This window comes from Catellatospora sp. NPDC049609 (genome assembly GCF_040675365.1).
In the GTDB taxonomy this organism is placed as follows: Bacteria; Actinomycetota; Actinomycetes; order Mycobacteriales; family Micromonosporaceae; genus Catellatospora.
In genome coordinates this window covers 1-25,933 of sequence record NZ_JBFAOU010000014.1, presented here as the reverse complement: position 1 = coordinate 25,933, position 25,933 = coordinate 1, and the positions used below count along the sequence as shown (strand labels likewise).

21 protein-coding genes are annotated in these 25,933 nt (G+C 72.4%); 13 read left to right on the top strand and 8 right to left on the bottom strand.

Features of this window, described 5'->3' with window-relative positions:
• Nucleotides 1-19: 19 nt before the first annotated feature.
• The 5 genes from disA to AB0J67_RS06500 form a co-directional block, all read right to left on the bottom strand.
• Entirely contained in the window at nt 20-1,132 is a 1,113-nt protein-coding gene (gene disA / locus AB0J67_RS06520; RefSeq protein ID WP_363476944.1) for a DNA integrity scanning diadenylate cyclase DisA, read from the bottom strand.
• A 48-nt stretch (nt 1,133-1,180) separates the two neighbouring features.
• Nucleotides 1,181-2,599, bottom strand: coding sequence for a DNA repair protein RadA (radA, locus tag AB0J67_RS06515; RefSeq protein ID WP_363476941.1), 1,419 nt, complete (start codon nt 2,597-2,599; stop codon nt 1,181-1,183).
• 88 nt (nt 2,600-2,687) lie between these two features.
• Nucleotides 2,688-3,395 carry a hypothetical protein gene (locus AB0J67_RS06510; RefSeq protein WP_363476938.1) on the bottom strand — a complete coding sequence of 236 codons (708 nt, stop codon included), beginning with the start codon at nt 3,393-3,395 and terminating at the stop codon, nt 2,688-2,690.
• 52 nt (nt 3,396-3,447) lie between these two features.
• On the bottom strand, nt 3,448-4,248 hold the full coding sequence (locus AB0J67_RS06505) for a UbiA family prenyltransferase (protein ID WP_363476936.1): 801 nt from the start codon (nt 4,246-4,248) through the stop codon (nt 3,448-3,450).
• Between the two features lie 291 nt (nt 4,249-4,539).
• Entirely contained in the window at nt 4,540-5,007 is a 468-nt protein-coding gene (locus AB0J67_RS06500; protein WP_363476934.1) for a hypothetical protein, read from the bottom strand.
• A gap of 297 nt (nt 5,008-5,304) precedes the next feature.
• Here AB0J67_RS06500 and AB0J67_RS06495 point away from each other — a divergent pair, with 297 nt between their 5' ends.
• From AB0J67_RS06495 to AB0J67_RS06470, 6 genes are all read left to right on the top strand, one after another.
• Complete coding sequence (locus AB0J67_RS06495) at nt 5,305-5,790, top strand: CarD family transcriptional regulator (protein WP_120317389.1); 486 nt, start codon at nt 5,305-5,307, stop codon at nt 5,788-5,790.
• A gap of 26 nt (nt 5,791-5,816) precedes the next feature.
• Entirely contained in the window at nt 5,817-6,521 is a 705-nt protein-coding gene (ispD, locus tag AB0J67_RS06490; RefSeq protein WP_363477104.1) for a 2-C-methyl-D-erythritol 4-phosphate cytidylyltransferase, read from the top strand.
• Between the two features lie 87 nt (nt 6,522-6,608).
• Nucleotides 6,609-7,067: a 2-C-methyl-D-erythritol 2,4-cyclodiphosphate synthase gene (gene ispF / locus AB0J67_RS06485; RefSeq protein ID WP_363477101.1), complete on the top strand. Its 459-nt coding sequence runs from the start codon at nt 6,609-6,611 to the stop codon at nt 7,065-7,067.
• A gap of 556 nt (nt 7,068-7,623) precedes the next feature.
• Complete coding sequence (locus AB0J67_RS06480) at nt 7,624-10,077, top strand: malectin domain-containing carbohydrate-binding protein (RefSeq protein ID WP_363476931.1); 2,454 nt, start codon at nt 7,624-7,626, stop codon at nt 10,075-10,077.
• Between the two features lie 288 nt (nt 10,078-10,365).
• Nucleotides 10,366-11,646, top strand: a complete 1,281-nt coding sequence (locus tag AB0J67_RS06475; protein WP_363476929.1) for a hypothetical protein — start codon at nt 10,366-10,368, stop codon at nt 11,644-11,646.
• A 260-nt stretch (nt 11,647-11,906) separates the two neighbouring features.
• Entirely contained in the window at nt 11,907-13,463 is a 1,557-nt protein-coding gene (locus tag AB0J67_RS06470; RefSeq protein WP_363476927.1) for a DNRLRE domain-containing protein, read from the top strand.
• Between the two features lie 60 nt (nt 13,464-13,523).
• Here the strand turns inward: AB0J67_RS06470 and AB0J67_RS06465 are convergent, their stop codons facing one another.
• Genes AB0J67_RS06465 through AB0J67_RS06455 form a run of 3 tightly spaced genes read right to left on the bottom strand, consistent with a single transcriptional unit; the run spans nt 13,524 to nt 16,419 of the window.
• The gene (locus AB0J67_RS06465) at nt 13,524-14,435 is read right to left on the bottom strand and encodes a glycosyltransferase family A protein (protein WP_363476925.1); all 912 of its coding nucleotides are present in this window, start codon (nt 14,433-14,435) and stop codon (nt 13,524-13,526) included.
• Nucleotides 14,432-15,979, bottom strand: a complete 1,548-nt coding sequence (locus AB0J67_RS06460; protein ID WP_363476923.1) for a glycosyltransferase — start codon at nt 15,977-15,979, stop codon at nt 14,432-14,434. Before AB0J67_RS06460 ends, AB0J67_RS06465 begins: the two co-directional genes overlap by 4 nt.
• Nucleotides 15,976-16,419 (bottom strand): UDP-N-acetylglucosamine--LPS N-acetylglucosamine transferase, encoded by a 444-nt coding sequence (locus AB0J67_RS06455; RefSeq protein ID WP_363477099.1) that lies wholly within the window; start codon nt 16,417-16,419, stop codon nt 15,976-15,978. Before AB0J67_RS06455 ends, AB0J67_RS06460 begins: the two co-directional genes overlap by 4 nt.
• Nucleotides 16,420-16,760: 341 nt before the next feature.
• Here AB0J67_RS06455 and AB0J67_RS06450 point away from each other — a divergent pair, with 341 nt between their 5' ends.
• Genes AB0J67_RS06450 through AB0J67_RS06420 form a run of 7 tightly spaced genes read left to right on the top strand, consistent with a single transcriptional unit; the run spans nt 16,761 to nt 25,625 of the window.
• Nucleotides 16,761-18,485 carry a Wzz/FepE/Etk N-terminal domain-containing protein gene (locus tag AB0J67_RS06450; protein ID WP_363476921.1) on the top strand — a complete coding sequence of 575 codons (1,725 nt, stop codon included), beginning with the start codon at nt 16,761-16,763 and terminating at the stop codon, nt 18,483-18,485.
• A complete protein-coding gene (locus AB0J67_RS06445; RefSeq protein ID WP_363476919.1) occupies nt 18,482-19,480 on the top strand; it encodes a DUF3048 domain-containing protein in 999 nt (332 codons plus the stop codon). Before AB0J67_RS06450 ends, AB0J67_RS06445 begins: the two co-directional genes overlap by 4 nt.
• On the top strand, nt 19,477-20,916 hold the full coding sequence (locus tag AB0J67_RS06440; RefSeq protein WP_363476917.1) for an O-antigen ligase family protein: 1,440 nt from the start codon (nt 19,477-19,479) through the stop codon (nt 20,914-20,916). The genes AB0J67_RS06445 and AB0J67_RS06440 overlap by 4 nt, the downstream gene beginning before the upstream one ends.
• A 13-nt stretch (nt 20,917-20,929) precedes the next feature.
• Nucleotides 20,930-22,153 (top strand): hypothetical protein, encoded by a 1,224-nt coding sequence (locus AB0J67_RS06435; RefSeq protein WP_363476915.1) that lies wholly within the window; start codon nt 20,930-20,932, stop codon nt 22,151-22,153.
• Nucleotides 22,154-23,023 (top strand): sulfotransferase, encoded by an 870-nt coding sequence (locus tag AB0J67_RS06430; protein ID WP_363476913.1) that lies wholly within the window; start codon nt 22,154-22,156, stop codon nt 23,021-23,023.
• Nucleotides 23,020-24,618 (top strand): polysaccharide biosynthesis C-terminal domain-containing protein, encoded by a 1,599-nt coding sequence (locus AB0J67_RS06425; protein WP_363476912.1) that lies wholly within the window; start codon nt 23,020-23,022, stop codon nt 24,616-24,618. Before AB0J67_RS06430 ends, AB0J67_RS06425 begins: the two co-directional genes overlap by 4 nt.
• A complete protein-coding gene (locus AB0J67_RS06420; protein WP_363476910.1) occupies nt 24,615-25,625 on the top strand; it encodes a beta-mannanase in 1,011 nt (336 codons plus the stop codon). Before AB0J67_RS06425 ends, AB0J67_RS06420 begins: the two co-directional genes overlap by 4 nt.
• The last annotated feature ends 308 nt before the right edge of the window (nt 25,626-25,933 follow it).

Here is a 25,933-nt window from a genome sequence, read left to right as displayed (position 1 = left end):
GCGATCTTGGGGAGCGGGGTCAGACGTACCGCTCGAGGATCGAGGTCTCGGCGAGGCGGGACAGGCCCTCGCGGACGCCGCGGGCGCGGGCGTCGCCGACGCCGTCCACGGCCTGCAGGTCCTCGACCGTCGCGCCGAGCAGGCGCTGCAGGCTGCCGAAGTGGTCCACCAGCCGGTCCACTATCGCGCCGGGCAGGCGCGGCACCCGGGCCAGCAGGCGGAACCCGCGCGGGCTGACGGCGGCGTCCAGCGCCTCGGTCGTCGCCGGGTAGCCCATGGCCTTGGCGACCGAGACGAGGTCGATCAGCTCGCTCGCCGACAGCAGGTCGAGCTCGACCAGGGCCTCGTCGGCCGTGCGGGTCTTGCGGCCCGGCGGCAGGTAGTCGCGGATGACCAGGGTCCGGTCGGCGTCCACGCCGGCCATCATCTCGTCGAGCTGCAGGGACAGCAGCCGGCCGTCGGTGCCCAGCTCGACGACGTACCCGGCGATCTCGTCGGAGATGCGGCGCACCATCTCGAGGCGCTGCACGACGGCGAGCGCGTCCCGGACGGTGACCAGGTCCTCGATCTCCAGCGCGGAGAGCGTGCCGCTGACCTCGTCCAGGCGCAGCTTGTACCGCTCCAGCGTGGCGAGGGCCTGGTTGGCCCGGGACAGTATCTGCCCGGAGTCGTCCAGGGTGTGCCGCTGGCCGGCGACGTACACCCCGATGATGTGCATCGACTGGCTCACCGAGATCACCGGGTAGCCGCTCTGCTTGGACACGCGCTCGGCCGTGCGGTGCCGGGTGCCCGACTCCTCGGTGGGGATGGAGGCGTCCGGCATCAGGTGTACGGCGGCGCGCAGGATGCGCGTGCCGTCGGCGGAGAGCACGACGGCGCCGTCCATCTTGCACAGCTCACGCAGGCGCGTGGCGGAGAACTCGACGTCGAGGGGGAAGCCACCCGTGCAGAGGGTCTCGATGAGCTTGTCGTACCCAAGGACGATGAGGGCCCCGGTCCGGCCGCGCAGGATGCGCTCGAGGCTGTCACGCAGCGGCGTGCCCGGGGCCACCCGTGCCAGGGTGGCGCGCAACGGATCACCGCCGACTACGGCGGTGTTCCAGGTGGTGTCGCGATCGATCGGCACGGGCACAGTCTACGGGGACGGGTGGCGGGTGCCCGGCGGCCCGTGGCGGCGGCGTCACTCAGCGGACAAGCGTGCAGCCCAGTGCAGTGCCGTACGCAGATCGGACACCTCTTCCACCCGCATGCCGCCGGCCGGCGTCCCCGTCGACGACGGTCCGCAACCGGGCGGCACCAATGCGTATTTGAACCCGAGCCGGGCGGCCTCCGCGAGGCGCCGGGGCACCGCGCCGACCCGCCGCACCTCGCCGGTGAGACCCACCTCACCGATCGCGGCGAGCCGGGGCGACATGGACAGGTTGAGCCCGGCCGAGGCGACGGCGAGTGCCACGGCGAGGTCGGCGGCGGGCTCGACGACCCGGATGCCGCCCACGGTCGCCGCGAACACCTCCTTGTCGTGCAGCGCCATCCGCTCGGTGCGCCGCTGCAGCACCGCCAGCACCATGGCCAGGCGGGCCGAGTCGAGGCCGGACACGGTCCGCCGCGGCGAGCCGGCCACGGTCGCGCCAATCAGGGCCTGCACCTCGGTGACGAGCGCGCGGCGGCCCTCCATCGCGACGGTGACGCAGGTGCCGGGGACGGGCTCGGCGTACCGGGTGAGGAACAGCCCGGAGGGGTCGGGCAGGGAGGCGATGCCACCCTCGTGCATCTCGAAGCAGCCGACCTCGTCGGCGGCGCCGAAGCGGTTCTTCAGGCCCCGGACCAGGCGCAGCGAGGAGTGCTTGTCGCCCTCGAAGTGCAGCACCACGTCGACCAGGTGCTCCAGCACCCGGGGGCCGGCCACGTTGCCGTCCTTGGTGACGTGGCCCACCAGCACGGTCGCGATGTTGCGCTCCTTGGCCACGGCGACCAGCGCGGCGGTGACCGCCCGCACCTGGGTGACGCCGCCGGGCACGCCGTCGTTGCCCGGCGCGGCGATCGTCTGCACCGAGTCGAGCACCAGCAGGCCCGGCTTCACCGCGTCGAGGTGGCCGAGCACGGCCGCCAGATCGGTCTCGGCGGCCAGGTAGAGCCGCTCGTGCAGGGTGTTCATGCGCTCGGCCCGCAGCCGCACCTGGCTGACCGACTCCTCGCCGCTCACGATCAGGGCGTTGCTGCCCGCGCCCGCGGCCCACTGCTGGGCGACGTCGAGCAGCAGAGTGGACTTGCCCACACCCGGCTCGCCGGCCAGCAGCACCACGGAGCCGGGCACCAGGCCGCCGCCGAGCACGCGGTCCAGCTCGCCGACGCCGGTGGCGACGGCGCGGGCCGGCTGCGCGGAGATCGAGGCGATGGGCCGGGCGGGCTCGCCGGGCGCCCGCGGGGCCACGGTGCGCATCGCGCCGAGCGCGGGGCCGGTGGAGGACTCGATGACCGAGCCCCACTCGCCGCACTCGGGGCAGCGGCCGACCCACTTGGGAGGCTGGTGCCCGCACGCGTCGCATTCGTACGCCGGGCGGGCGGGCTTGGCCGTCTTCGAGGTGGCGCGCACAGTCACGTGCGCAACCTACCGCGCCGGTGCGACGTGAAAAGCCGCCCGGCGCGCCGTGTGAACGGTGGCGTGCCGGGCGGCCGGATGTCGCAGGTCAGTGGCCTTCGCCCTCGGTGCCCGGGCGGGCCGACGGGGGCACGGGCACGCGCGGGGCGACGCTCAGCGGCGGCGCCACCGGCACGACCGTGCCGGGCAGCGTCTCGATGACCACGCCGTTGGAGAAGGTCAGCTTCAGATGCACGCCCTCGCCGTTGCCCACCGGCTTCTTCAGCCCGCTGAGCAGGGCCAGCTGGCCGGACTGCGGGGTGAGCTCCAGGAAGCCGCCGGGCTGGATGACCGGCTTGGCCGCAGGTGCCGCCGGGCTCGGGCTAGGGCTGGCCGCCGGGGAGGGGCTGCCCTTCGGCGACGCGGTCGGCGAGCCGGTCGGCGAGGACGCGGCGGTCGGCGACGCGGCGGCCGGGGTCGGCGACGCCTTCAGGTCGCTCGGCGTGGCCAGCCGGACGCTCTGGGCGTCGTTGGAGGTCACGCTCTCCAGCGTCACGGGCTGCTCGGTGTCGTTGAAGATGCGCAGCTGCAGCGGCGCGTCGGCACCGGCCGGGAAGCCCTTGACGCCCGGGTAGGCGATCATGGCGTCGCGCAGGGCGATGTTGCCACCGCCCGGGACCGGCACGGTCGCGCTGTAGCCGGGCACGGCTGCGACCTGGTCGGCGGTCTGGGAGATCATGCCGGCGCCGCAACCGGACAGGGCCAGGACAGCGGCGGCAGCACCGCCGGCGAAGAGCATGGTGATCGAGCGCGTCACGGGCTCAGCGTAGTGTCCGGCGATCGAGGCCCTGCAGCCGACCCGCCGCTGTTCACAGCGCCCCGCTGAGCACCAGCAGCACCAGGTCCACCGCGGCCACCGCCAGCAGGGCGCGGAAGGCCGTGCGCGGTGCGGCGTACCAGCCGACGGCGATCAGGACCGCGGCCGTGCCCAGGGCCGCCAGCCCGGCCCACAGCGGCGGCCGGGCACCGGCCAGCAGGGTGATCGTCGCCGCGAGCAGCAGCACGGAGGCGACCACCAGGCTGCGCCGCGCCCCGAGCCGCTGGGGCAGGCCGTGGATGCCGGTCGCCGCGTCGTCGGCCAGGTCGGGGACCGCGTTGAGCAGGTGCGCCGCGCCCGCCAGCAGCGCCGCGGCGGCGACCAGCCAGCCCGGCGCGGCAGGTGCCCCGGGCCGGGCCGTGCTGACGAACTCCACCAGGCAGGCGAACGACACCAGGTAGGGCACGACCGAGACCGGCGTCGCCTTCAGCGGGTGGTTGTAGAGGTGCGCGGAGACCAGCGCGGCCAGGAACCACGCCCCGGCCGGCCACCCCCAGGCCAGGCAGGCCGCGACGGTGCCGACCGTGGCCACGGCGGCGGCGACGGCGACGGTACGGCGCCCGGCCGGGTCCCCGGCCAGCGGCTTGTCGGTGCGGCCCACGGCCGCGTCCCGCGCGGCGTCGAGCGCGTCGTTGGCCCAGCCGACCGACAGCTGGCTGAGCCCGACGGTCACCGCGACCGCCGCCGTGCTCGCGGGTGAGTGGCCCATGCCCGCGGCCAGCAGCGCGCCGAACGCGGTCACGGCGAGAGCGGGCAGCGGGTGGCAGGCGCGCAGCAACTGCAGCGGTGACATCCGGTAAGTGTCGCCGCGACTCGGGCTCCGCGCCCGCCGGCGCGGCCAGGCCCGCCGTTGTGCCCGCTATGCGCTCCGCCCTCACCCGCCAAGCGGCGCTTCGTGCCCGCTTCACGACGAATGTCCGGTCTGTCAGAGGACGGCCGCGGTCATGATCTCTGTATCCGGTCGAAACCTGTGGTCTCAGTGCACATCAAGAGAAGCAGCGATCTTCAGTCGCGGGCACCGCTGTCGGCAGCGTGCGGGTGGGCGTCACCGCCTTCGGGGGCGGTCACCGAAGGGTGCTGCCGGTCAACGAGGGGTCGGCGGGTTGCTCACGGGTAGCGATCCGGCCGGGGAGCCGGGGACGGTCTGCCCGGTGGCCGGGCTGCTTGGTGCCGAGCCGGTGCCGGGGGAGGCGGCCGGGGCGGAGACCGCGGGCCGGACCGGTGGGCCGGGCTGGGGGGTCTCCGGGGTGGGCCGGGTCAGGCTGGGCCAGGCGATGAGCAGCAGGCTGAGCAGCGTGATCACGACGGCGACGCCGAGCACCACCAGGGGCAGCACCAGTGAGGGCTGGTCGGGGTCGTCGATGCGCTCGGGCAGCCGCAGCCGCCGCCGCCACTTCGCCCGCCGCGCCGCGCGGCGGGCCGCCTTGGCTTCGTGCCGTAGCTCGTCCCGGACCCGCTCCGCCTCTTCGGCCAGCTCAGCGGGGTCATCGGGAATGACGACCTCTCCCCACTCGGGCGGGAGGTCCGGAAGGCCGTTCCCCAGCGTGCCCATCGCCGGCTCCTCGCGCGCTCTGCACCGCGTCTCTCTACTGTCCCGCGTCGTACAGACTCACGCTAGTGGCGCATCGTAGGAGATTGAGGGCTGTTCGCGATGCGGACAACCGGCACCACAGACGCCAATGAGTGGAGAAACGGTCACTCAGAGTAGCGGACGAATGGCCTGCTGGCTGTGTCAAGCATAAGAAATACGGCTCACAACGGGGGTGAGCTGCGCTAACTGTGCAAGACGGGCTGGGACTGCGCGGCACGCCCGTGTTACCCTAGACACAGCGAAAGGGGTTTCGTACCTATGGATTTCAGTGTCGGCGAGACCGTTGTCTACCCCCACCACGGGGCCGCACTCATCGAGGCTATCGAGACCCGCACCATCAAGGGCGAGGAGAAGCTATACCTCGTCCTTCGGGTTGCTCAAGGCGACCTGACGGTGCGGGTGCCCGCCGAGAACGCCGAGATCGTCGGCGTGCGTGAGGTGGTTGGCGAAGAGGGCCTGTCCAAGGTTTTCGACGTCCTCCGCGCCCCGCACACCGAGGAGCCGACCAACTGGTCGCGGCGGTACAAGGCGAATCTCGAGAAGCTCGCCTCGGGTAACCCGCTCAAGGTGGCGGAGGTCGTGCGTGACCTCTGGCGCCGGGAGCGGGAGCGTGGTCTGTCGGCGGGGGAGAAGCGGATGCTCGCCAAGGCTCGGGACATCCTCGTCGGTGAGGTCGCGCTCGCCGAGAAGAGCACCAAGGACGGAGCCGAGGTCCTCCTGGACAAGGTGCTCGCCGAGGCGTGACCCGCACACCTGCAGTGTTCTCTGATATCGATAGCCGCGACGTTCCAGCGCCTTCCGGGCGCAGGGACGTCGCGGTTCTCGTTCCCGCGGCCGGGATGGGCCTGCGCCTGGGCGGCGGCACGCCCAAGGCGCTGCGCGAGCTCGCCGGCGAGCCGCTGCTCGTGCACGCCTGTCGCCGCATCGCGCAGGCGCCCTCCGTCGCCATGATCGTCATCGCCGCCCCGCCCGCCGAGGTGGCCGCGGTGCGCGAGCTGGTCCCCGGCGCGACGGTGGTGCCCGGCGGCGCCACCCGCCAGCAGTCGGTGGCGGCGGCGCTGGCCGCGGTCCCGGCGACGGTCGACATCGTGCTCGTACACGACGCCGCCCGCGCGCTCACCCCGCCGGACCTGGTCGAGTCGGTGGCCGCCGCGGTCCGCTCGGGCCTGGCGGCGGTCGTCCCCGCCCTCCCGGTCGTCGACACCGTCAAGCGGGTCGACGCGGCCGAGTGCGTCCTGGAGACCGTCGATCGCACCCCGCTGCGCGTCATCCAGACCCCCCAGGGCTTCCGCCGCGAGACCCTCGTCCTCGCCCACGCCCAGGCCGTCGACGAGCACACCGACGACGCCGGCATGGTCGAGCGTCTCGGCCACAAGGTCCACACCATCCCCGGCAGCGACCTGGCCCTCAAGATCACCCGCCCCGTGGACCTCCTCATCGCCCAGGCCCTCCTGGCCGCATCCCACCCCTCCTGACCCGTCGATCATGAACTTGTGGCAGGGTTCGGCGGCGTGTCGTGGGCACGACTTCCTGATCGACGAGGCGGAGGCGCAGCGGTGAGAGTGGGCATCGGCACGGACGTGCACGCGTTCGACCCGGACCGGCCCTGCTGGGTGGCGGGGCTGCACTGGCCCGACTCCCCGGGCCTGGCCGGCCACTCCGACGCCGACGTCGCCGCCCACGCCGCCTGCGATGCGCTGTTCAGCGCCGCGGGGCTCGGCGACCTGGGCGCCAACTTCGGCACCGACCGGCCCGAGTGGTCGGGCGCCGCGGGCGTGGTGCTGCTGGCGGAGGCCGCCCGCCGGGTACGCGCGGCCGGCTTCGCGATCGGCAACATCTCCATCCAGGTCATCGGGGTCAGCCCGAAGATCGGCAAGCGGCGGGACGAGGCGCAGCAGGTCCTCTCCACGGCGGCGGGCGCGCCGGTGACGGTCGCCGGCACCACCACCGACGGCCTCGGCCTCACCGGCCGCGGCGAGGGACTGGCGGCCATCGCCGTCGCGCTCATCCACGCCGGCTGAGCAGCGGAGCCTGCCTCGCTAGTCGCCGGCACGGCCTGAGCATCCGGCAGGTGTGGCCGGGCCGCGGCCGAAGGCGGCGGTGCTTCCTCGTGGCGGATCGAGGGTCGGGGGTGGCGCCGCGCGGCGGTCCGAATTAGACTGGGTGTTGCGTGCATACCACGCCCTGATCGGAGTTCTGTCGCCTCCCGGCGCTCTGGTTGTCGCACTGCCGACACCAGGAAGAGATGATCCGTCGCAGGTCGCGGCGGCCGTACGATCCACGGCCGCGAAAATATGGCACCCGCTCGCCGCGGGTGTGAATCGACTGTCCGATCAGACACATTGGCGGCAGGACCCTTGCCCGCGCAACCAACCTCACTGAAGCTTCAGGTTTAGCGTTCAGCTGCGGCTCATCGCGTCAGGGCACCGGTGATCACCCGTGCCCACTTCCTTGGGTTGGGTGGGAGTCAACTTGCGAAGACTTGGTCGCACCACGGTTGCGGGACTGGCCGTCCTCGCCGCCGTGATTTTGGTGGTAGGGCCGGCTACGGCGGTGCAGCCGTCGCACGACCGTACGGTGTCCGCGGTCCCGTCGACGGCCACCCCGAACATCAACGACGGCACGGTCAACGCCATCGTCAAGGTCGGTAACAAGGTCTTCGTCGGCGGCACGTTCACCGCGGTCACCGACCGCGGCACGGGCACGGTGCACGCCCGGCCGAACCTGTTCGCCTTCGACGCCGCCACCGGTCTGGTGGACACGGCGTTCGCGCCGGTCATCAACGACGAGGTGATGACGCTGCAGCCCGGCCCGGTGGCCAACACGGTGCTGGTCGGCGGCCGGTTCACCGGCGTCAACAACGTGCCCGGCGGCTGGAGCAAGCTGGTCGTGCTGAACACGGCCGACGGCACGCTGCTGAGCTCGTTCAAGGCGCCCGCGATGAACGGCGCGGTCACCACGGTGAAGCAGGTCGGCACCCGGTTGCTGGTCGGCGGCTTCTTCACCACGGTGGGCCCGGACACCCGCAACGGGCTGGCCTCGCTGGACGCGCTGACCGGCGCGATCGACCCGTTCGTGACGATCGCGCTGACCGGGCACCACAACTACAACGGCACCGGGGCGAACTCCGCGGTCGGCCCCACCGAGATCGACGTCACGCCGGACGGCGCCAAGGCCGTCGTGCTGGGCAACTTCAAGCAGGCCAACGGCGGCGACTACGACCAGGTCGTGATGCTGGACCTGACGGGCGCGACGGCGGCCATCGCGAACTGGCACACCAACCGGTTCGACGACGCCTGCGCACGCAACGCGTTCGACAAGTGGGTGCGCGATCTCGACATCTCCCCGGACGGCAGCTACTTCGTGGTGGTGACCACCGGCGGCCCGCAGGGCGCGAGCTCGCTGTGCGACGCCGCGAGCCGCTGGGAGATCGGGGCCACCGGCACGAACCTCCAGCCGACCTGGGTCAACCACACCGGCGGTGACACGCTGCTGTCGGTGGCGATCACCGGCACGGCGGTGTACGTCGGCGGCCACCAGCGCTGGATGAACAACCCCGAGGGCAGCGACCGGGCCCGCCAGGGTTCGGTGCCCCGACCGGGCATCGCCGCGCTGGAGCCGATGAACGGCGTCCCCATGGCGTGGAACCCGGGCCGCCACCCGCGCGGCATCGGCGCCGCGGCGCTGTACGCCACCGCGGACGGCCTCTACGTCGGCTCGGACACCGAGCACATCGGCAACTTCGACTACTTCCGGGGCCGGATCGCGTACTTCCCGCTCGCGGGTGGCCAGGTGCCGCCGGCGGGTGTGGTGGGCGCGCTGCCGACCGAGGTGTTCCTGCCGAACAACACCGTGAACATCCCGGCCGACGACGTGCTGTACCGCGTGAACGCGGGCGGCCCGGAGCTGGCCGCGACCGACGGTGAGATGGCCTGGGCGGCGGACACCACCGCGGCGCCGAGCGCGTACCACAACACCGGCGGCCTCACGAACACCATCGTGTCGAACACGATCACGCTGGACCCGTCGGTGCCGGCGAGCACGCCGCTCGCCGCGTTCGACGACCGGCGGTACGACCCGTCGGCCGCGCCGGAGATGATGTGGAACTTCCCGGTGGCCGCCGGCACGCAGGTGGAGGTCCGCCTCTCCTTCGTGGCGCGGGACTGGGCCTACCACCTGGTCGGCGACCGGGTGTTCGACATCAAGATCGACGGTGTCACGGTCGCCGACGACTACGACACGATGGCCGCCGTCGGCTACAAGGTCGGGCACACGCTGAAGTTCCCGGTCACCAGTGACGGGACGATCAACATCGAGTTCCTGCACGGGGCGCTGAACCCGGCGGTGGACGCGATCGAGATCGTGCGCACCAGCGGCGGCACCGGCAACGGCGTCGCGAAGCGGTCGTACGACGGCACCACGGCGGGCGCCCTCACCGGCGTCGGCGGGGCCGACGGCACCGCCTGGCAGAACCTGCGCGGCGCGTTCCTGGTCGACGACACGCTGTACTACGGCATGTCGGACAGCAACATCTACAAGCGCACCTTCGACGGCGTGAACTTCGGCCCGGCCGTGCTGCACAACCCGCACTCGGACCCGCGCTGGGACAACCAGCTGGTCGACGACAAGCCGACCACCACGCTGACGTACCTGGCGGTGAAGACGGCCATCTACACCGAGCTGCCGAACGTGCGGAGCATGTTCTACAGCAACGGCCGGCTGTACTACACCATCAACGGCCAGAACGCCCTGTTCTGGCGGTACTTCAGCCCGGACAGCGGCATCGTCGGCGCGCAGCGCTTCCAGGCCAACGGCAGCGGCCTGTCCACCGCCCTGGAGAACCTGTCCGCCCCGTCGGGCGCGCTGTTCCTCTCCGACGGGTACGTGTACTGGTCGCGCGGCGGCCTCGACGGGCGGCTGGTGCGCCGGGCGTTCGACGGCACCAACTTCACCGGCACCGCGACGGCGGTCAGCGGTCCGCTGATCGACGGTGTCGACTGGCGTTCGCCGGGCGCGTTCATCCGCGGCTGACCCGCCTGCTCCATCAGGTGAATGACGTCGGACCGGCCACCACGCGGTGGCCGGTCCGATCACTTCAGAGCGACGGTCGTTGCGGGTTACGGCACGGACGGCTACTGTATCCCGAATCGCCGTGGGAATTGTTGACAATAACCCTGGAATAGCGCGTGAAGCGGCATTCACGCAAGCTTCTTTCCGGCTCTGCGATGGTCAATTGCACGACAGGACGAGGCGCCGATCCCTGACAGCATCCGGGGTATGTATGGCTTCTCGATCGCGCGTCGCGGTAGGCGGCGCTCGGTGCTCCTGGCACTGACCTCGGCGGCCACCGTCGCCGCGGTGGGCCTGGGCGCCTCCGCGTCTGCCGTGTCGATCCAGCACTCGGCCCTGGTCGGACAGGATCCGGTCAACTGGACGCCGCACGCCCTCGACGGGACGGCTTTCAAGATCCTGCAGGTCGGCAGCCGCGTCTACGTGGGCGGCTCGTTCACCCAGATCCGCAGCTCCAGCTCGGGCACGGTGATCACGCAGCGCCGGCTGTTCGCCTTCAACGCGACCACCGGCGCCATTGACAACACGTTCAAGCCGGTCGTCGACGGCACGGTGCGGTCGCTGGTCGCGGCCCCGGACGGGCAGTCGATCTACATCGGCGGCGACTTCACCAACGTCAACAACGTGCGGTCGCGCAGCGTCGAGCGGATCAGCGCCACCACGGGCGCGTCCTGGACCGGCTTCACCGTGCCGGACATCACCGGCGGGGTGGACGAGCTGCGCCTGACCGGCAACCGCCTGCTGCTCGGCGGGCGCTTCCAGGCGGTCGGCGGCACGACGCGGCGCGGCCTGGCGGCCCTGAACGCGGGCACCGGCGCGGCCGACGCCTCGGTCAGCATGAACCTCGACGGGGCCCGGGTGACCAGCACCGGCGCCACCTCCGGGGTGAAGGTCACCGGCATGGACGTCACGCCCGACGGCTCGAAGCTCGTCATCATGGGCAACTTCAGCACGGTCGCGGGGCAGGCCCGGCACCAGATCGCGGTGGTCAACCTGGCCACCTCGCCGGCGACGCTGTCGGCCTGGAGCACCACCCGCTACCAGCAGCAGTGCTCGCCGTCGTTCCCGACGTACATGCGCGCGGTCGACATCTCGGCCGACGGCACCTGGTTCGCCGCGGTCACCACCGGCGCGCGCCGGACGGGCTCGCTGTGCGACACCGCCGCCCGCTGGGACCTGACCTCGCAGGTCGCCAACAAGCAGCCGGTCTGGGTCAACTACACCGGCGGGGACACGCTGCTGTCGGTCGCGGTGGCCGGGCACGCCGTCTACGTCGGCGGTCACCAGCGCTGGCTGGACAACCCCAACGGCGCCGACAGCGCGGGTCCGGGCGCGGTCCCGGCCGAGGGCATCGGCGCGATCAATCCGGTGACCGGCAAGGCCTTCACGTGGAATCCCGGAAAGGATCGCGGAGTGGGCACCGAGGACATCTACCCCACTTCCGCAGGACTGTGGATTGCCAGCGACACCGATACAGTCCATGGCGAGTTCCATGGAAGAATCGCATTCTTTCCATTGCCGGCTGCGTGATCGAATCCCATTCGATCACCGATCACGAGAAATGTGATCTCCATAGGCGGTGAGTGGTGCGGCACCGGTGCGGACTTTCCCGTTCGCAGCGGTGCCGCATACGGCTGCCATGAGTCGATACGAAGATCGCGGCACGGGCCGCGAGACCTGTTCGGAGTCTGACTGTGGTCAACCCCTCGTGGGGCGCGAGCCCCGCACCGACAGCACGCATGGACCCGCGATCAAGGCGACGCGGCTTCTGGCCGCCCTCCCGTGGCAAAATGATCATCGCCGCGATCGTCGCCGCCTGCCTCGGCGCCGCCCTCATCGGCGTCGCCGTGGTGGTGGCCAAGGAGGCCCCGCCGGAGACCACCTCGCTGCGCATCCCGGTCGCCGAGGACGGCTACGTGGTACGCGAGGAGCCCGACACGGTGTTCGGCACGCGGGACACGCTCGTCTCGGTCGCCCGGCCCGACTACTACGCGGTGTCCTACCTGAAGTTCCAGGTGTCCATCCCGTCCGGCTTCCGCGTCTCCTCGATGTCGCTGCAGCTGCAGGCCGACGCCGCACCACCGGCCGGGCTGCAGGCGCGCGCGGTGCTCAGCAGCGAGTGGACCGAGCGCGAGCTGGCGTACAACAACCGGCCCGGCCTCGGCCAGGTGCTGGGCGGCCCGCAGGTGTCCGAGAAGAACCTGGTCACCTTCGACGTCAGCGGTGCGGTGACGCCGAGCGACGAGCCGAGCCCGATGCCGCTGGACGTGTCCTTCGCGGTCACCAACGCCAGCGACACCGACTCGCTCACCCTGTTCGCGGGCGAGCACGGGGACGGCGCGCCGGTGCTCGCGGTGACCTTCATCGAGCTCGGCGCACCGGATACGACGCCGCAGGACGGCCGCCAGGGCGGCGACAAGCCCAGCGCGAGCGCGAGCGCCTCGGGCACCCCGTCGCCGGGCGCCTCCGCCTCGGTCGGCCCGTCGGCCTCGGCCAGCCCCGGCGCCAGCCCGAGCACGAGTACCGGCAACCCGCCCCCGCCGAGCACCATCCCGGCCGGGCGCACCCTCTGCGGCGCCTCCTTCTACCAGGAGAACGGCGAGTCGTACGTGCAGGCGCTGGCGCGCGAGGACGGCTACTTCGGCGGGCTGGAGGCGGCGCGCGTGTTCTATCCCGGCGCGCCCACGGCGTGGCCCGGCAACGCCGGCAAGGCCAACCGGACCGTCATCGTGTCGTTCAAGTACAACCCGAAGGAGATCCTCAACGGGTCGCGGGACGCGTACCTGAAGGACTGGTTCGCCAAGGCGCCGCGCGACCGGGACGTCTACTGGGTGTACTACCACGAGCCCGAGGACAACATCGAGTCCGGCGTGTTCACCGCGTCCGACTACCGGGCGGCGTGGAAGCGGCTCGCGGGCCTGGCCGACCAGGCGAACAACAGCAAGCTGCACGCCACCCTGGTGCTGATGGACTGGACGCTGATGTCGCAGTCGGGCCGCAAGTGGAGGGACTACTACCCCGGCGGCGACGTCATCGACGTGCTGGGCTGGGACGTCTACAACTGGGACAAGAACAAGTACACCCCGGCGACCGACCTGGTGGGCCGCGTCGCGTCGATCTCCAAGGGCGAGGGCAAGCCGTGGGGCATCGCCGAGATGGGCAGCGCCAAGCTGGCCAGTGACACCACCGGCAACACGCGGGCGGCGTGGCTGACCGCGATGGCGAACGAGACCATCAAGAACAAGGGTCTCTGGATCACGTACTTCGACATCGACTGGACGACGCACGACTTCCGGCTGCGCGACGCCGTCTCGCAGAAGGCGTGGCGGGCGTTCTGCGACGCGTGACGGCGTGACAGCAAAGAGGGGCGGGATCCGGAAGGATCCCGCCCCTCTTTGACGTGCGGATCAGATGCCGCGGCCGCGCTGGTGCAGGCGGCGCAGCACGGTGTCGGCCGAGACCAGGCGGGTCGCCACGGCCAGGGCCAGGTAGGAGCGGGCCTCGCGCGGGCTGTGCCGGATGGTCCGCCCGGCCCAGCGCATGGCGTCGCGCCGGTGCCCGCCGGCGGCCTGCGCGAACGCGATCTGCCCGGTGATCCGGGCGCAGCCGCGCGGCGCGCTGTCGAACTCCGGGTAGCGCTCCAGCAGCCATTCGAGGGCCTCGGCGATGGTCGCCCAGCGGGCGGTGAAGTACGACTGCCGGTGCCAGCGCACGCGTACGCCGACGCCCGGCGCGTTCGCGATCGGGGCCCGCCGGGCCGCCCGCAGCAGCAGCTCGTAGTCCTCGGCGTAGCTGCCCGGGATGTTCTCGTCGACCAGCCCGATCCCGTCGACGAGCGCCGCCCGCCGGAACAGGAACGTGGACGGGTGCAGCTCCGTCAGGCGCGAGCGCAGCAGGTCGGGCAGGGTCACCGCGTCGACGCCGAGGGTGCGGTCCACGTCCCGGCCGTCGTAGTCGATGACCACGCCGATCGAGCACAGCTCGGCCTCCGGCCGCGCCGCCAGCAGGTCGGCCTGGGTGGCGAGCTTGCCGGGCAGCCACTCGTCGTCGTCGTCGCAGAACGCGACCAGCTCGCCGGTGGTGGCCAGGATGCCGGTGTTGCGGCCGCCGGCCAGGCCGGGGGTGCGCTCGTTCGTGATCACCCGGACGCGGCGGTGCGCGTCGTGCCGCTCCAGCGAGTGGTCCGGCTCGCTCTGGTCGTACACCACCACGATCTCGACCGGGCCCGCGTAGTCCTGGCCCAGGATCGCGTCGATCGCCTTGCGCAGCAGTTCCGGGCGGTTGCGGGTGGGCACCACCACCGAGACGCTCGCCGTCATTTGTCTCTCCCGTTCAGGTAGCCGTAACGCACGCGGCCGGGCCACGTGATCAAGCTGAGGACCCGGCGCTTACGCGCGGCGAGCTTGCCGCGCCAGGCGGCGTCGAGCCGCAGCTCGACCCGGCCCGTGGTGAAGCGCATCGGGTTGCCCGCCACGGTGTGCGTGGTCTCCAGGTGCGCCACCGGCAGCGCGGCGGTGCCGGGCGCCGGGTCGGACAGGAACTCCAGGCCGCCGGTGCCGAGCCCGGCGAACTCGCGGATGCGGCGCAGGCCGTCGGCGGGCCGGGCCACCACGTCCTCGTAGCGCAGCCGCAGCGTCGGCACGCGCGCCCAGTCCAGCACGTGGAACAGCGCGTTGTGGATCGACCACAGCACGCCCGACTGCACGGTGGAGTACTGCGGCATGTACACCTCGGCGCCGACGATCTCCGGCCGGCGCACCTCGCGGCTCCACGAGTACGCCACCGCGCGCCCGTCCCGCACCAGGTGCAGCACGCGCAGGTCGACGCCGCGGGCGTGGCGCAGCGCGAACGCCAGCGAGGCGTGCTTGCTGGAGTCGACCACGACGCGCGCGCCGGACACCTCCGCGATCGCCCGGTAGAGCCGCCGGTGCAGCTCGCCGTACGCCCGCAGGTCGGCCTTGCGGCGGTTCAGCCAGTACGGCAGGGCCATCCGCGGGACGAAGCGCATCCGGTCCACGCGGTGCTTGAGCGCCATGACGTCGTCGAGGTCGAGGGTGTGCCAGCCGCCGAACGCGACGTCGCCGACCTTCGCCCAGAACGGGCAGTCGTCGAAGGCGCTGCCGCAGCCGCACCGCTCGTTGTCGCGCAGCGCGCGCTCCCAGATGTGGGTCACCTCGCCGACCGCGCACACGTCGGGGGCCTGCCCCAGCATCCGGTCGGTCAGCGTGGAGCCGCTGCGGCCCCAGCCGCCGATGAACAGCACGGTGACCTCGTCGGTCGGCAGCAGCCCGCGCGAGGGCCGGGTGACCAGCCCGTCCGCGATCGCGCCGACCCGCTTGGCCGCCTCGATCGCGGCGGCGCCCGCCTCGCTGCCGGAGATGCGCAGCCGGTCCGGGTCGGCCAGCGCGGCGTCGAGCGCCTGCCGGAACTCCTCCTCGGTGCGGCACAGCTCGACCATGCCCAGCTCGGCCATGCGCGCGGCGAAGCGCTGCTGGTGGTCGTCGACGTGCTCGCCCAGCGCGGGGTCGCGGGGCACGACGATCGGTTTGTGCCCGGCGCGGCGCGCCTCGGTGATGGTGGCGGGCCCGCCGTGGCAGACCACCACCGCCGCTTGGCGCAGCCGCTCGTTCAGCGTCTCGTGGTCGAAGAAGGGCGCCGAGCCGGGCAGCTCGCGCGCGCTCGACGAGCCGTACTGCATCACGCAGGGCACCTGCTGCTCGGCGGTGCGCCGGCCGACCCAGTCGAGCAGCCGGTCGAACGGGTGCACGTCGGTGCCGACCACGACGAGCACCGCGTCGCGCTCGGGCCGGCGGGGCGCGGGGACGGTGCGCGCCTGCGACTGGATCTCGAAGGGCGGCGTCACAGCAGCGGCCCCACCAGGGTCGCGCCCTTGTACAGCCGCAGCTGCTCCTCGAACTGCACCAGCATGCGCGAGGTGAACGGGGCGCACAGGCGGGCGGTGAGGGTGCGCGTCTCCAGCCGGTCGTAGACCTCGACGTACACCGTCGGGATGCGTAGCAGGCGGGCCACGACGAAGAACGGCAGCGCGACGCCGGCCCCGGTGGACAGCACCACGTCCGGGCGAGAGCGGCGCAGCATGCGTACCGCCAGCAGGGCGTTGCGCAGCAGGTTGGGGATGTTGCGGGTGGTCGGGTAGTGCGCGTAGACGACCTTCTCCTCACCCGCGAGCAGGCTGTGCGCATCCTGGGTCGGGAACGTCACCCAGGTGCGCGCACGCTCGGTCCACCATGGACGCAGCGCGTACAGCTGAGCGAGATGGCCACCCGAGGAGCCGACCAGCATGACATGACGTGCACGATTCGGTTCGCCCACCACGGTTCCCTTCCTGTGTAGACGGTCCGCAGCCTAGCGACACGATTTAACATTTCCGTGCCACGAATTGTCGGTAGCCTGACAGTGCACGGGATCTGACCGAACGGCAGCGTGAAACGGCCTACTCTTGAGCCCGTCGGCGCCATGGCGGCGTCCAATAACTCCGGTCTGATACAGATGTGGCCGTTTGGCTGACCGCGTCCCCGGCAGTCGTGGTTATGGTGAGGTCCGTCTACGTGTCAAGGCGTCTACCTGCATCGCACCGCTCATCCGGGGCATTGTGTTAATTGCGTGTGAACCAAGGGGAATAGATGGCTACTAATGCGGCCTCGGTGCAGACGGCGAGCATCGGCGATTACGTCGGCTGGCTGGCCCGCCGCTGGTGGCTCGTGTCACTCGCGGTCGTCATAGGCGCCATCGGCGGGCTCGGCTTCGCCGCCACACAACCCAAGGTGTACGTGTCCGAGACGAAGGTGCTCGTGCTCCAGGTGGGCCAGGACACCAGCGTCAAGGTCAATCTCGACACCGAGTCCCAGGTGGTCCGATCGACCACCGTCGGCGACGCGGCCGCACACCTGCTCGCCACCGACACCTCGGTGGACGAGCTGGTCGAGCGCGTGTCGGTGACCGTCCCCGCCAACACCTCGGTGCTGTCCATCGCGTTCGAGGCGCCGACCGTCGCCGAGGCCCAGCGCGGCTCGCAGGCCTTCGCCCAGGCGTACCTCGACCAGCGGGCCGCCGACGCGCAGAAGAACGTCGACGTGCAGGCCGCCGCCATGCGCGACGAGATCTCCGGCCTGACCAAGCAGCTCAACGACGTCGCCGGCCAGGTCGCGGCGCTGCCGAACAACTCCGTGGACCGCCAGCGGGCCGTCCAGCAGCAGCAGATCCTGACCCAGCAGATCAACACGCTGAACAACCGGCTGATCCCGCTGCTCGCGACGATCGTCAAGCCGGGCAGCATCCTCTCCGCGGCGACCAAGCCCGAGGGCCCGGCCAAGCCCGACATGATGCTGTACGTGCTCAGCGGCGTCGCCATCGGCCTGCTGCTCGGCCTGGCCGGCGCGCTCGTGCTGGACCGGATGGACAGCCGGCTCTACCACAGCCGGCAGATCCCGTACCGCACCGACGTGCCGATCCTCATGGAGGTGCCGCGCGGCCGGGACAAGTCGGCCGTCGCCGACGCGGCCAGCGCGCTCGGCCGCGAGTTCAGCCTGCTGCGCAACGTGCTCCGGGTGGCCGCGGGGGTGGCCCGCGGCGGCCGCCCGTCGGCGACCGACGCGCTGCTGATCTGCGGCGCCGCGCCCGGCCCGGCGGTCGAGTTCGTGGTGTCCAACCTCGCCGCGGCCTTCGCCCGCTCGGGCGAGCGCGTGGTCATCGTCTGCACTGACAGCACCTCCGAGCTGCCCGAGCTGCTCGGCGTCGCGCCCGCGCACGGGCTCGGTGACGTCATCGCGGGCGAGGTGTCCCTCGACAACGCGCTCTACGCCGTCCCCGCGATCCGCGGCGTCTCGCTGCTCAGCCCCGGCCGGATCGACCCGCGGGTGGAGCTGCCCGTCGCGGCCGTCTCCGAGCTGCTCGGCCAGCTGCAGCAGCAGGCCGACCGGGTGCTGCTGGCCACCGCTCCGCCGAGCAGCGCGGTCGACGCGCAGGCGCTCAGCGAGATCGCCGCGGCGGTGCTGCTGGTCGTCGAGACCCGGGTGGCCCGCGCCGAGGACGTGGAGGCCTCCATCGAGCAGGTCGCGCGCGTGCAGGGCCCGCTCGCGGGCATGCTCGTGGTGCGCAGCCCCCGCGTGGCCCGCAAGGCCCGGCGGCCCAAGGTGCAGGCCCCGGCAGCCGTGCCGGCGCCGGCCGTGGCGGCGCCGGCCGACCTGCCCCGGGCCGGCCGCGACTTCGACCAGACCATGGTCATCCCGCGCCTCGGCGACGAGGGCGAGCGCATCGAGTTCTGGACCCCGGGCCCGGACAAGACCGACAAGAAGGCCGGCGGCAAGCGGGCACCGGCGGCGGATCAGTCCACCGCCGACCTGCGATGAACCGCCCGGCCCGGCTCGGCTTCGCGGCGGTCCTGGCGGTCACCGCCCTGGCCGGCTGCTCGGTCGGCCCGGCGAACCCGCAGGCCGGCGCGGCGCCGGACCGGTCCCCGTTCGTGCTGCCCTCGCCCGAGGCGGTGCGCCCGCGCGCGCCGCTGACCGGCCTGGAGGTCGACGCGGCGGCCGTGTCGAAGACCGCGATCCTGGTGCCGATCGAGATCGGCACGGGCGCCGCCGCGCCGGTCGGGCTGGACCGGGCCGACATCGTCGAGCTCGAGTTCGCCGAGGGCAAGCTGCTGCGCGCGGCGGCGGTCTACCAGTCGCAGCCGGCCGACAAGGTCGGTCCGGTGGCGGCGGTGCGCCCGGCCGACATCAAGCTGCTCAACCAGCTGCGGCCGTACGTCGCCCACAACGCCACGCCCAAGGGCTTTCTGGACCTGCTCACCTCGACCAAGCTCGCCGCGGTGACGCCGCAGCGCAAGCTGCCCGGGTTCACCACGGCCGGCGGCCGCAGCTACGTGAGCACGGCGGCGCTGCAGGCGGCGCCGCCCGCGTCGCAGCTGCAGCCCGCGCCGCTGTTCCAGTACGCCGCGCCCGGCGAGCCGCTCGCGGCCACCGGTGTCACGCCCGCCACCACGATCACCGTGCAGGCGGCCGGCCACGCGGCGCTGACCTGGAAGTTCGACGAGACGAGCAAGCGCTGGCAGGCGACGGTGGGCGGGGTCCCGGTCGCCGCCGCGAACCTGGTGATGCTGACCATGCCGTACACCCGCAAGGTCGTCAAAGCGCTCAAGCGCGAGGTCGCCCTGGCCGACCCGATCGGCGAGGGCAAGGCGCAGATCTTCTCGGTCGGGCAGGGCGTGGAGGCGCACTGGTACAAGACCGGCTTCTACTCCGCGCTCAACATCCTCGGCCCCGCGCAGTACCTGGTGCGCCTCGCGCCGGGGCCGACCTGGGTGCTGCTGGTGCCGCCCACGGCCAAGGTGACCGTGTCGTGACCGCCACCGCGGGTCGCACCCGGGCCGCGGAGGACGTCGCGGTCGTCCGCGGGGTCGCCGCGCCCCCCACCCACGCCCGGGCGCTGCCGCCGCTGGCCGCGGTGCTGCACCGCCGCGGCAACCGCGAGCCGCTGCCCGCCCGCGACTGGGCGCTGTTCGCCATGATCGTGCTCTACCCGGTGGGCTGGCTGCTCGGCCTCACCCTGGCCTGGATCCCGCTGCTGTCCATCCCGATGGCGCTGGAGCTGGTGCGGCGCGGCCGCGTGCGCTTGCCGGCCCCGGCCACGCTGTGGATCCTGCTGTTCTGCCTCGGCCTGGTCAGCGTGACCATGCTGGGCGCCACGGTGCCCGACGCGCTGCCGCCGGAGTTCGGCGTCGGCCGGATCCTGGCCTTCGTCCAGCGGATGGGCGACATCTTCGCCGCCGGGGTGGTGCTGCTCTACATCGGCAACATGTCCGAGCGCGAGCTGCCGACCCAGCGGGTGATCAAGTTCCTCGCGTTCTTCTTCGTGGTGCTGGTCATCGGCGGCATCGCGGGCATGTTCCTGCCGCGCGTCGCGGTGGTCACCCCGCTGGCCGAGGTGCTGCCCGGCTCGATCATGAGCAACGGCTGGGTGCGCTCCTCGGTGAAGATCGAGTTCGCGCAGTGGCAGAGCATCCTCGGCGAGGCGCCGAAGCCGCGGCCCGCCGCGCCGTTCCAGTACACCAACACCTGGGGCCAGTGCCTGGTCCTGCTCATGCCCTGGTTCGTCATCGCCACCCTGCACGGCGCCCGCACCCTGTGGGGGCGCACGTGGCCGGTGCTGGTGCTCGTCGCCGCGATGGTGCCCACCGTGTACTCGCTCAACCGCGGCATGTGGGCCGGCGTCGCGATCCTGGTCGGCTACCTGGTGGTGCGGATGGCGATCAAGGGCAGCGTCATGCCGGTCGCCATGGTGCTGGTCGGCGTCGCGCTGGCCGCGCTGATCGTGCTGGTGACGCCGCTGGGCGCCACGGTCATGGACCGGTTCAACAACCCGCACTCCAACGAGGGCCGCGCCTCGCTGAACGCCGCCGCGGTCGAGGCGGCCAAGGCCTCGCCGATCATCGGGTTCGGCGGGCAGTCCGAGACGATCGGCAGCGAGCGGTCCATCGCCATCGGGCAGAGCCCGTCGTGCGAGCAGTGCGGCAACCGCGACATCGGCAGCGACGGCCAGCTGTGGATGTTCCTGATCACGCAGGGCTTCGTCGGGGCGGGTCTCTACCTGCTGTTCTTCGCCTGGATGGGCTGGCGGTTCCGGCGCGACCATTCGTGGGTCGGCATCGCGGGCGGCGTCACCGTGCCCCTGGCCATCTGGTTCTCGACCATCTACAACTCGCTGGGCATGACCCTCGTGCTGATGATGGTCTCCCTGGCGCTGCTCTGGCGCAACGAGAAGAACCAGGTCTACACGTGAGCGAGGCGAGGAGATGACCAGCGCGTTCCTGACCGAGCTGGGACGCCTGCTGGGCGAGGACACGGCGGCCGGCGCCCACCGGGTGTTCCTCGGCCGGGACGTCCCGGCCGGCGGCGAGGTCTACACCGTCGTCCCGGCGATCGGCTCCGCCCGCCTGCTCGTCCCGCACGGCGACCGGCGCGCCGCGAACGTCGCGGTGCGCAACACCAGCGCCCCCCGCTCGCTGAAGGACCGGCTGCGCCAGCGGGTGCTCGCCGGGGTCTTCGCCACCGGCGTCGGCCGGCGCACCCTGGGCGACCTTGTCTTCCGCGACCGGCTGGCGGTCAGCGGCGACCCCTCGCTCGCCGCACACCTCAGCGGCCTGCTGGGCGAACGCGTCCGGCTGAGCGTCCGGTTCGGCCAGCCCCGGGCCAACCGCAAACCGGTGCTCCAGCTCATCGACGACCGGGCGCGCACGGTGGCGTACGCGAAGATGGGCGTCAACGCGCTGACCTCCACGCTGATTACCGCCGAGCACCGGGCCCTGGCCCTGCTCGCCGGGCGCGACCTGGCCCCCGCGCAGGTGCCCGAGGTGCTGCACTTCGGCACCTGGGCCGGGGCGGAGCTGCTCGTCGTCGGCGCCCTGCCGGTGCGTTCCGACGCGGCGCCCGCCGGGCTGACCCCGCTGAGCCTGGCCGCGATGCGCGCGATCGCCGAGGTCGACGGCGTCGCCACCCGCCCCGTCGCGGGCAGTGGCTACGCCGGGCGGCTCACCGCCCAGATCGGCCTGCTGGGGCAGCGGCCGGTCGCCGCGCTGATGCGCCGCGCGCTCGACGCGGCGGCGGGCACCGAGGTGCCGTTCGGTTGCTGGCACGGCGACTGGAACGGCGGCAACATGTCGGTGCACGGCGAGCGGCTGCTGCTGTGGGACTTCGAGCGGTTCACCGCGGACGTGCCCGTCGGCTACGACGCGCTGCACTTCGACCTGCACGAGGCGGTGACGGTACGCGGGCAGGACCCGGTCGCCGCCGCACACGCGACGGGCGGCCGGGCCGCGGCGCTGCTCGCCCCGTTCGGGGTCGACGACGCCGCCGCGCGGGCCGTGGCCGCGCTCTACTTCGTCGAGATCGGCAGCCGGTATCTCGGCGACGGTCAGGACGGTTACGGCCAGCCGATGGGCCGGGTCGATGAGTGGATCAACGGGGCGTTCGCCGGTCTGGGCGGGCGATGGGCAGCTCTGGTGGGGGAGAACCTTTAGATGGCAGCGAAGAGCCGCGTACGCAAGTTCCTGTGGCACCGCGCGGGCGTGGTGGCCCGGACCGCGGGCCAGCTCACGGCGGACCGGCGGCTGACGCCGTCGTTCCTCATCGTCGGCACGCAGCGCGGCGGGACGACGTCGCTCTACAAGGCACTGGTCCAGCACCCGGCGTACCTGCCGCCCCGGTTCCGCAAGGGCGTGCACTACTTCGACATGGACTACCACCGCGGGCACAAGTGGTTCATGGGCCACTTCCCGAGCCGGGCCAAGGCCGAGCGCACCGCGCAGGCCACCGGCATGCCCGCGATCACCGGCGAGGCCAGCCCGTACTACATGTGGCACCCGCTGGCGCCCGAGCGCATCGCCCGGGACCTGCCCGGCGTCAAGCTGATCGTGCTGCTGCGCGACCCGGTGGAGCGCGCCTACTCCGGCCACGCCCACGAGTACGCCCGCGGCTTCGAGACCGAGAAGTTCGAGCAGGCGGTCGCCCTGGAGGCCGAGCGGATGGCGGGGGAGCGGGCGAAGATGGCCGCCGACCCGGCGTACCACAGCCACGCCGTGCGCCACCTCGCCCACCTCGGCCGCGGTGAGTACATCGACCAGCTGCTGCACCTCGAAGAGCTGGTCGGCCGCCCGCGGCTGCACGTGGTGGACAGCCATGACTACTTCGCCGAGCCGGAGCGCGTCTTCGCCGGCGTGTGCCGCTTCCTCGACATCCCGGACGTGCCCGGCATCGTGCACGACCAGCACAACGCCCGACCCCGCTCGGCGATGCCGGACGCGCTGCGGTCGCGGCTGGAGGACCACTTCGCGCCGTACGACGCGCGGCTGGCCGACTGGCTGGGCGCCGCGCCCAGCTGGCGACGATGAGCACCGACGCGCCGGCCCACGCCGGTGCCTACGGGGTGGACCGGGGGCGCATCATGCGCACCGGCATCTTCAACCTCGTGGGCGCCGGCGTCTCCGCGCTGGCGGGCCTGGCCCTGACGGTGGTCGTCACCCGCGGCTTCGAGGCGAGCGTCGCCGGGGTGCTGTTCACCCTCACCTCCGTGTTCCTGATCCTGTCCGCGGCGGCGCTGCTCGGCGCGGAGACCGGCGTCGTCTACCTGCTGGCGCAGCAGCGCGTCCGCGACGAGACCGGCCGGCTGCGCGCCACCGTGCTGGTGGCCACGGCCCCGGTCGCGGTAGCCAGCCTGCTGGTGGCGGTCGCGCTGTGGCTCGCCGCGCCCTGGTTCGTCGCGGTGACGCTGCCCGAGGCCCCGGCCGGGACCGTCGACGCGGTACGCGTGTTCGCCGTGTTCCTGCCCCTGTCCACGATCAGCGGCGTGCACCTGGCGGTCGGCCGCGGCCTCGGCTCGACCCGCCCGCACGTGCTCGTCGAGCGGGTGCTGCGCCCCGGCCTGCAACTGGTCGGCGTCGCCGCGGTGCTGGTCGCGGGCTGGACCAGCTCGGCCGCGCTGGCGCTGGCCTGGGCCGCGCCGTACGCGCTGGCCGTGGTGGTCGCCGTGCTGTGGTCGGCGCGGCTGCGCCGCCGGGCCGAGCGCGCGGGCGGCCGGGCGGTCGAAGCGCCCGACGGCGGCGACTGGGGCCGGTTCTGGCGCTACTCCACCCCCCGGGCCGGCACCGGCCTGGCCCAGCTCGCCCTGCAGCGGCTCGACGTCGTGCTCGTCGCGGCGCTGCGCGGGCCGGTGGAAGCGGCGCTCTATACCGCGGCCACCCGCTTCCTGGTCATCGGCCAGCTCGGCGGGCAGGCCCTCGCGCAGTCGGTGCAGCACCGGTTCTCCGGGCTGCTGGCGCAGGACCGGCACGACGAGGCGAACAAGCTCTACCGGATGACCACCACCTGGCTGATCATGATCACCTGGCCGTTCTACCTGGTCTGGGCGATCTTCGGCGGGCAGCTGATGGCCGTCTTCGGCGAGGGCTACCAGGCCGGTGGCGACGCCGGCCTGGTCGGCATCGCGCTGTCACTGACCATGCTGGTGGCCACGGCCTGCGGCATGGTCTCCACGGTGCAGGAGATGGCCGGCAACACCGGCGTCGCCTTCTTCCAGACCATGCTCGCGCTCGGCGCGAACGTCGCCCTGAACATCGCGCTCATCCCCTCCTACGGGATCGTCGGCGCGGCGCTGGCCTGGTCGGTCGCGCTGCTGCTGAAGAACCTGCTCCCGCTCGTGCAGCTGCGCCTGCGGCACGGGCTGTCGCCGCTGTCGCGCGGCGGGCTCATCGCCATGGCCGCGGCGGTGGGCTGCTACGGCGCGGTGCCGCTGCTGGCCCGGCTCGCGCTCGGCGACCACCCGCTGGTCGGCGTCGGCGCGGTGCTCGCCGCGACGGCCGCCTACGCCGCCCTGATCTGGCGCAACCGGCAGGTGCTGCAGCTCGCGGGCCTGCGCAAGCTGCGCCGCCGGCCGGCCGAGATCCCGGCACAGCACACCTCACCCCCAGTGGAGACCTTGGTCCGATGAGAACCGCATTACCGGCTGCGGGGCTGGTGATGGCGCTGGCCGTGGCGGCGGCCGGCTGTACGCCTGCCGCCGAGGAGGCTCCGACCTCCCCGGTGCGCCCCTCCCCGAGCGTGAAAGTCATGCCCCCGCCCGCCCCGGGCCCGTTCGTCACCACCGGCCGCGGGCCGCTGGTGCCCGCGACCGGCGCCTGGTTCGGCGCGTACGTCGACGCGCCCCAGCGCACCGGCGACCGGCTCGACGCGATCGACGGGTTCGAGAAGCTGATCGGGCGCGACCTGACGATCGCCCACTCGTTCCACCCGTGGCGCGAGGACTTCCCCTCGACCTACGACTACGAGCTGGTGCACCGCGGCATGCTGCTGATGGTGTCCTGGGCCGGCACCGACACCCGTTCGATCATGACCGGCGTGTACGACGAGGAGATCCGCCGCCGCGCCGAGGCGGTGCGCTCGTTCCGGGTGCCGTTCCTGCTGCGCTACCGCTGGGAGATGGACCGCCCCAACCTGCAGAACGTGGTCCACTCGCCGGAGGACTTCGTGGCCGCGTGGAAGCGCGTACGCCGCATCTTCACCGAGGTCGGCGCGACCAACGCGGCCTGGGTGTGGTGCCCGCACGCCGACGGCTTCATCGACGGCCGGGCGCAGCCCTACTACCCCGGCGACGACGAGGTCGACTGGATCTGCGCCGACGTCTACCCCGGCCAGGAGATGTACTCCTTCACCGAGCTGATGGCACCGGTCCTGGAGTTCTCCCGGCAGCGCCCCCGCCCCCTGCTGATCGGCGAGTTCGGCGTCGAACGCAAGGAGCGCGGCGTACGCGCCGCCTGGTTCGACGACATGCGCGCCATCCTGCACCAGCATCCCCAGATCAAGGGCGTCGTCTACTTCAGCGGCAAGCAGGACACCCGCCCCAAGTACGACACCACCCTCGACGGCGAGCTCGACGCCATCCAAGCCTTCACCACCCTCGCCCAAGACCCCCACCTCTCCCCACCCTTCGGCCACTAACCCACCCCCACCCCCTCCACCGCGTTGATCATGAACTTATGGGCGTGTTCGACGGCGTGTCGCTGCCCTAACTTCATGATCGACGGGCTGGGCTGGGCTGGGCTGGGCTGGGCTGGGGTTGGGGAGACGGAGATCGCCGTCTGTGGTCGGAACCTGGGGTGTGAGCCGGGGGTTCTGTCCGTAGACGGCGATCTTGGGCTGGGTGCTGGCGGCTGGGGTTAGTTGGCTTCGATGATCATGCCGGCGGCGACGGTGCGGTTGGTGGTTTCGTCGATGATGATGAAGCCGCCGGTGGTGCGGTTGCGGCG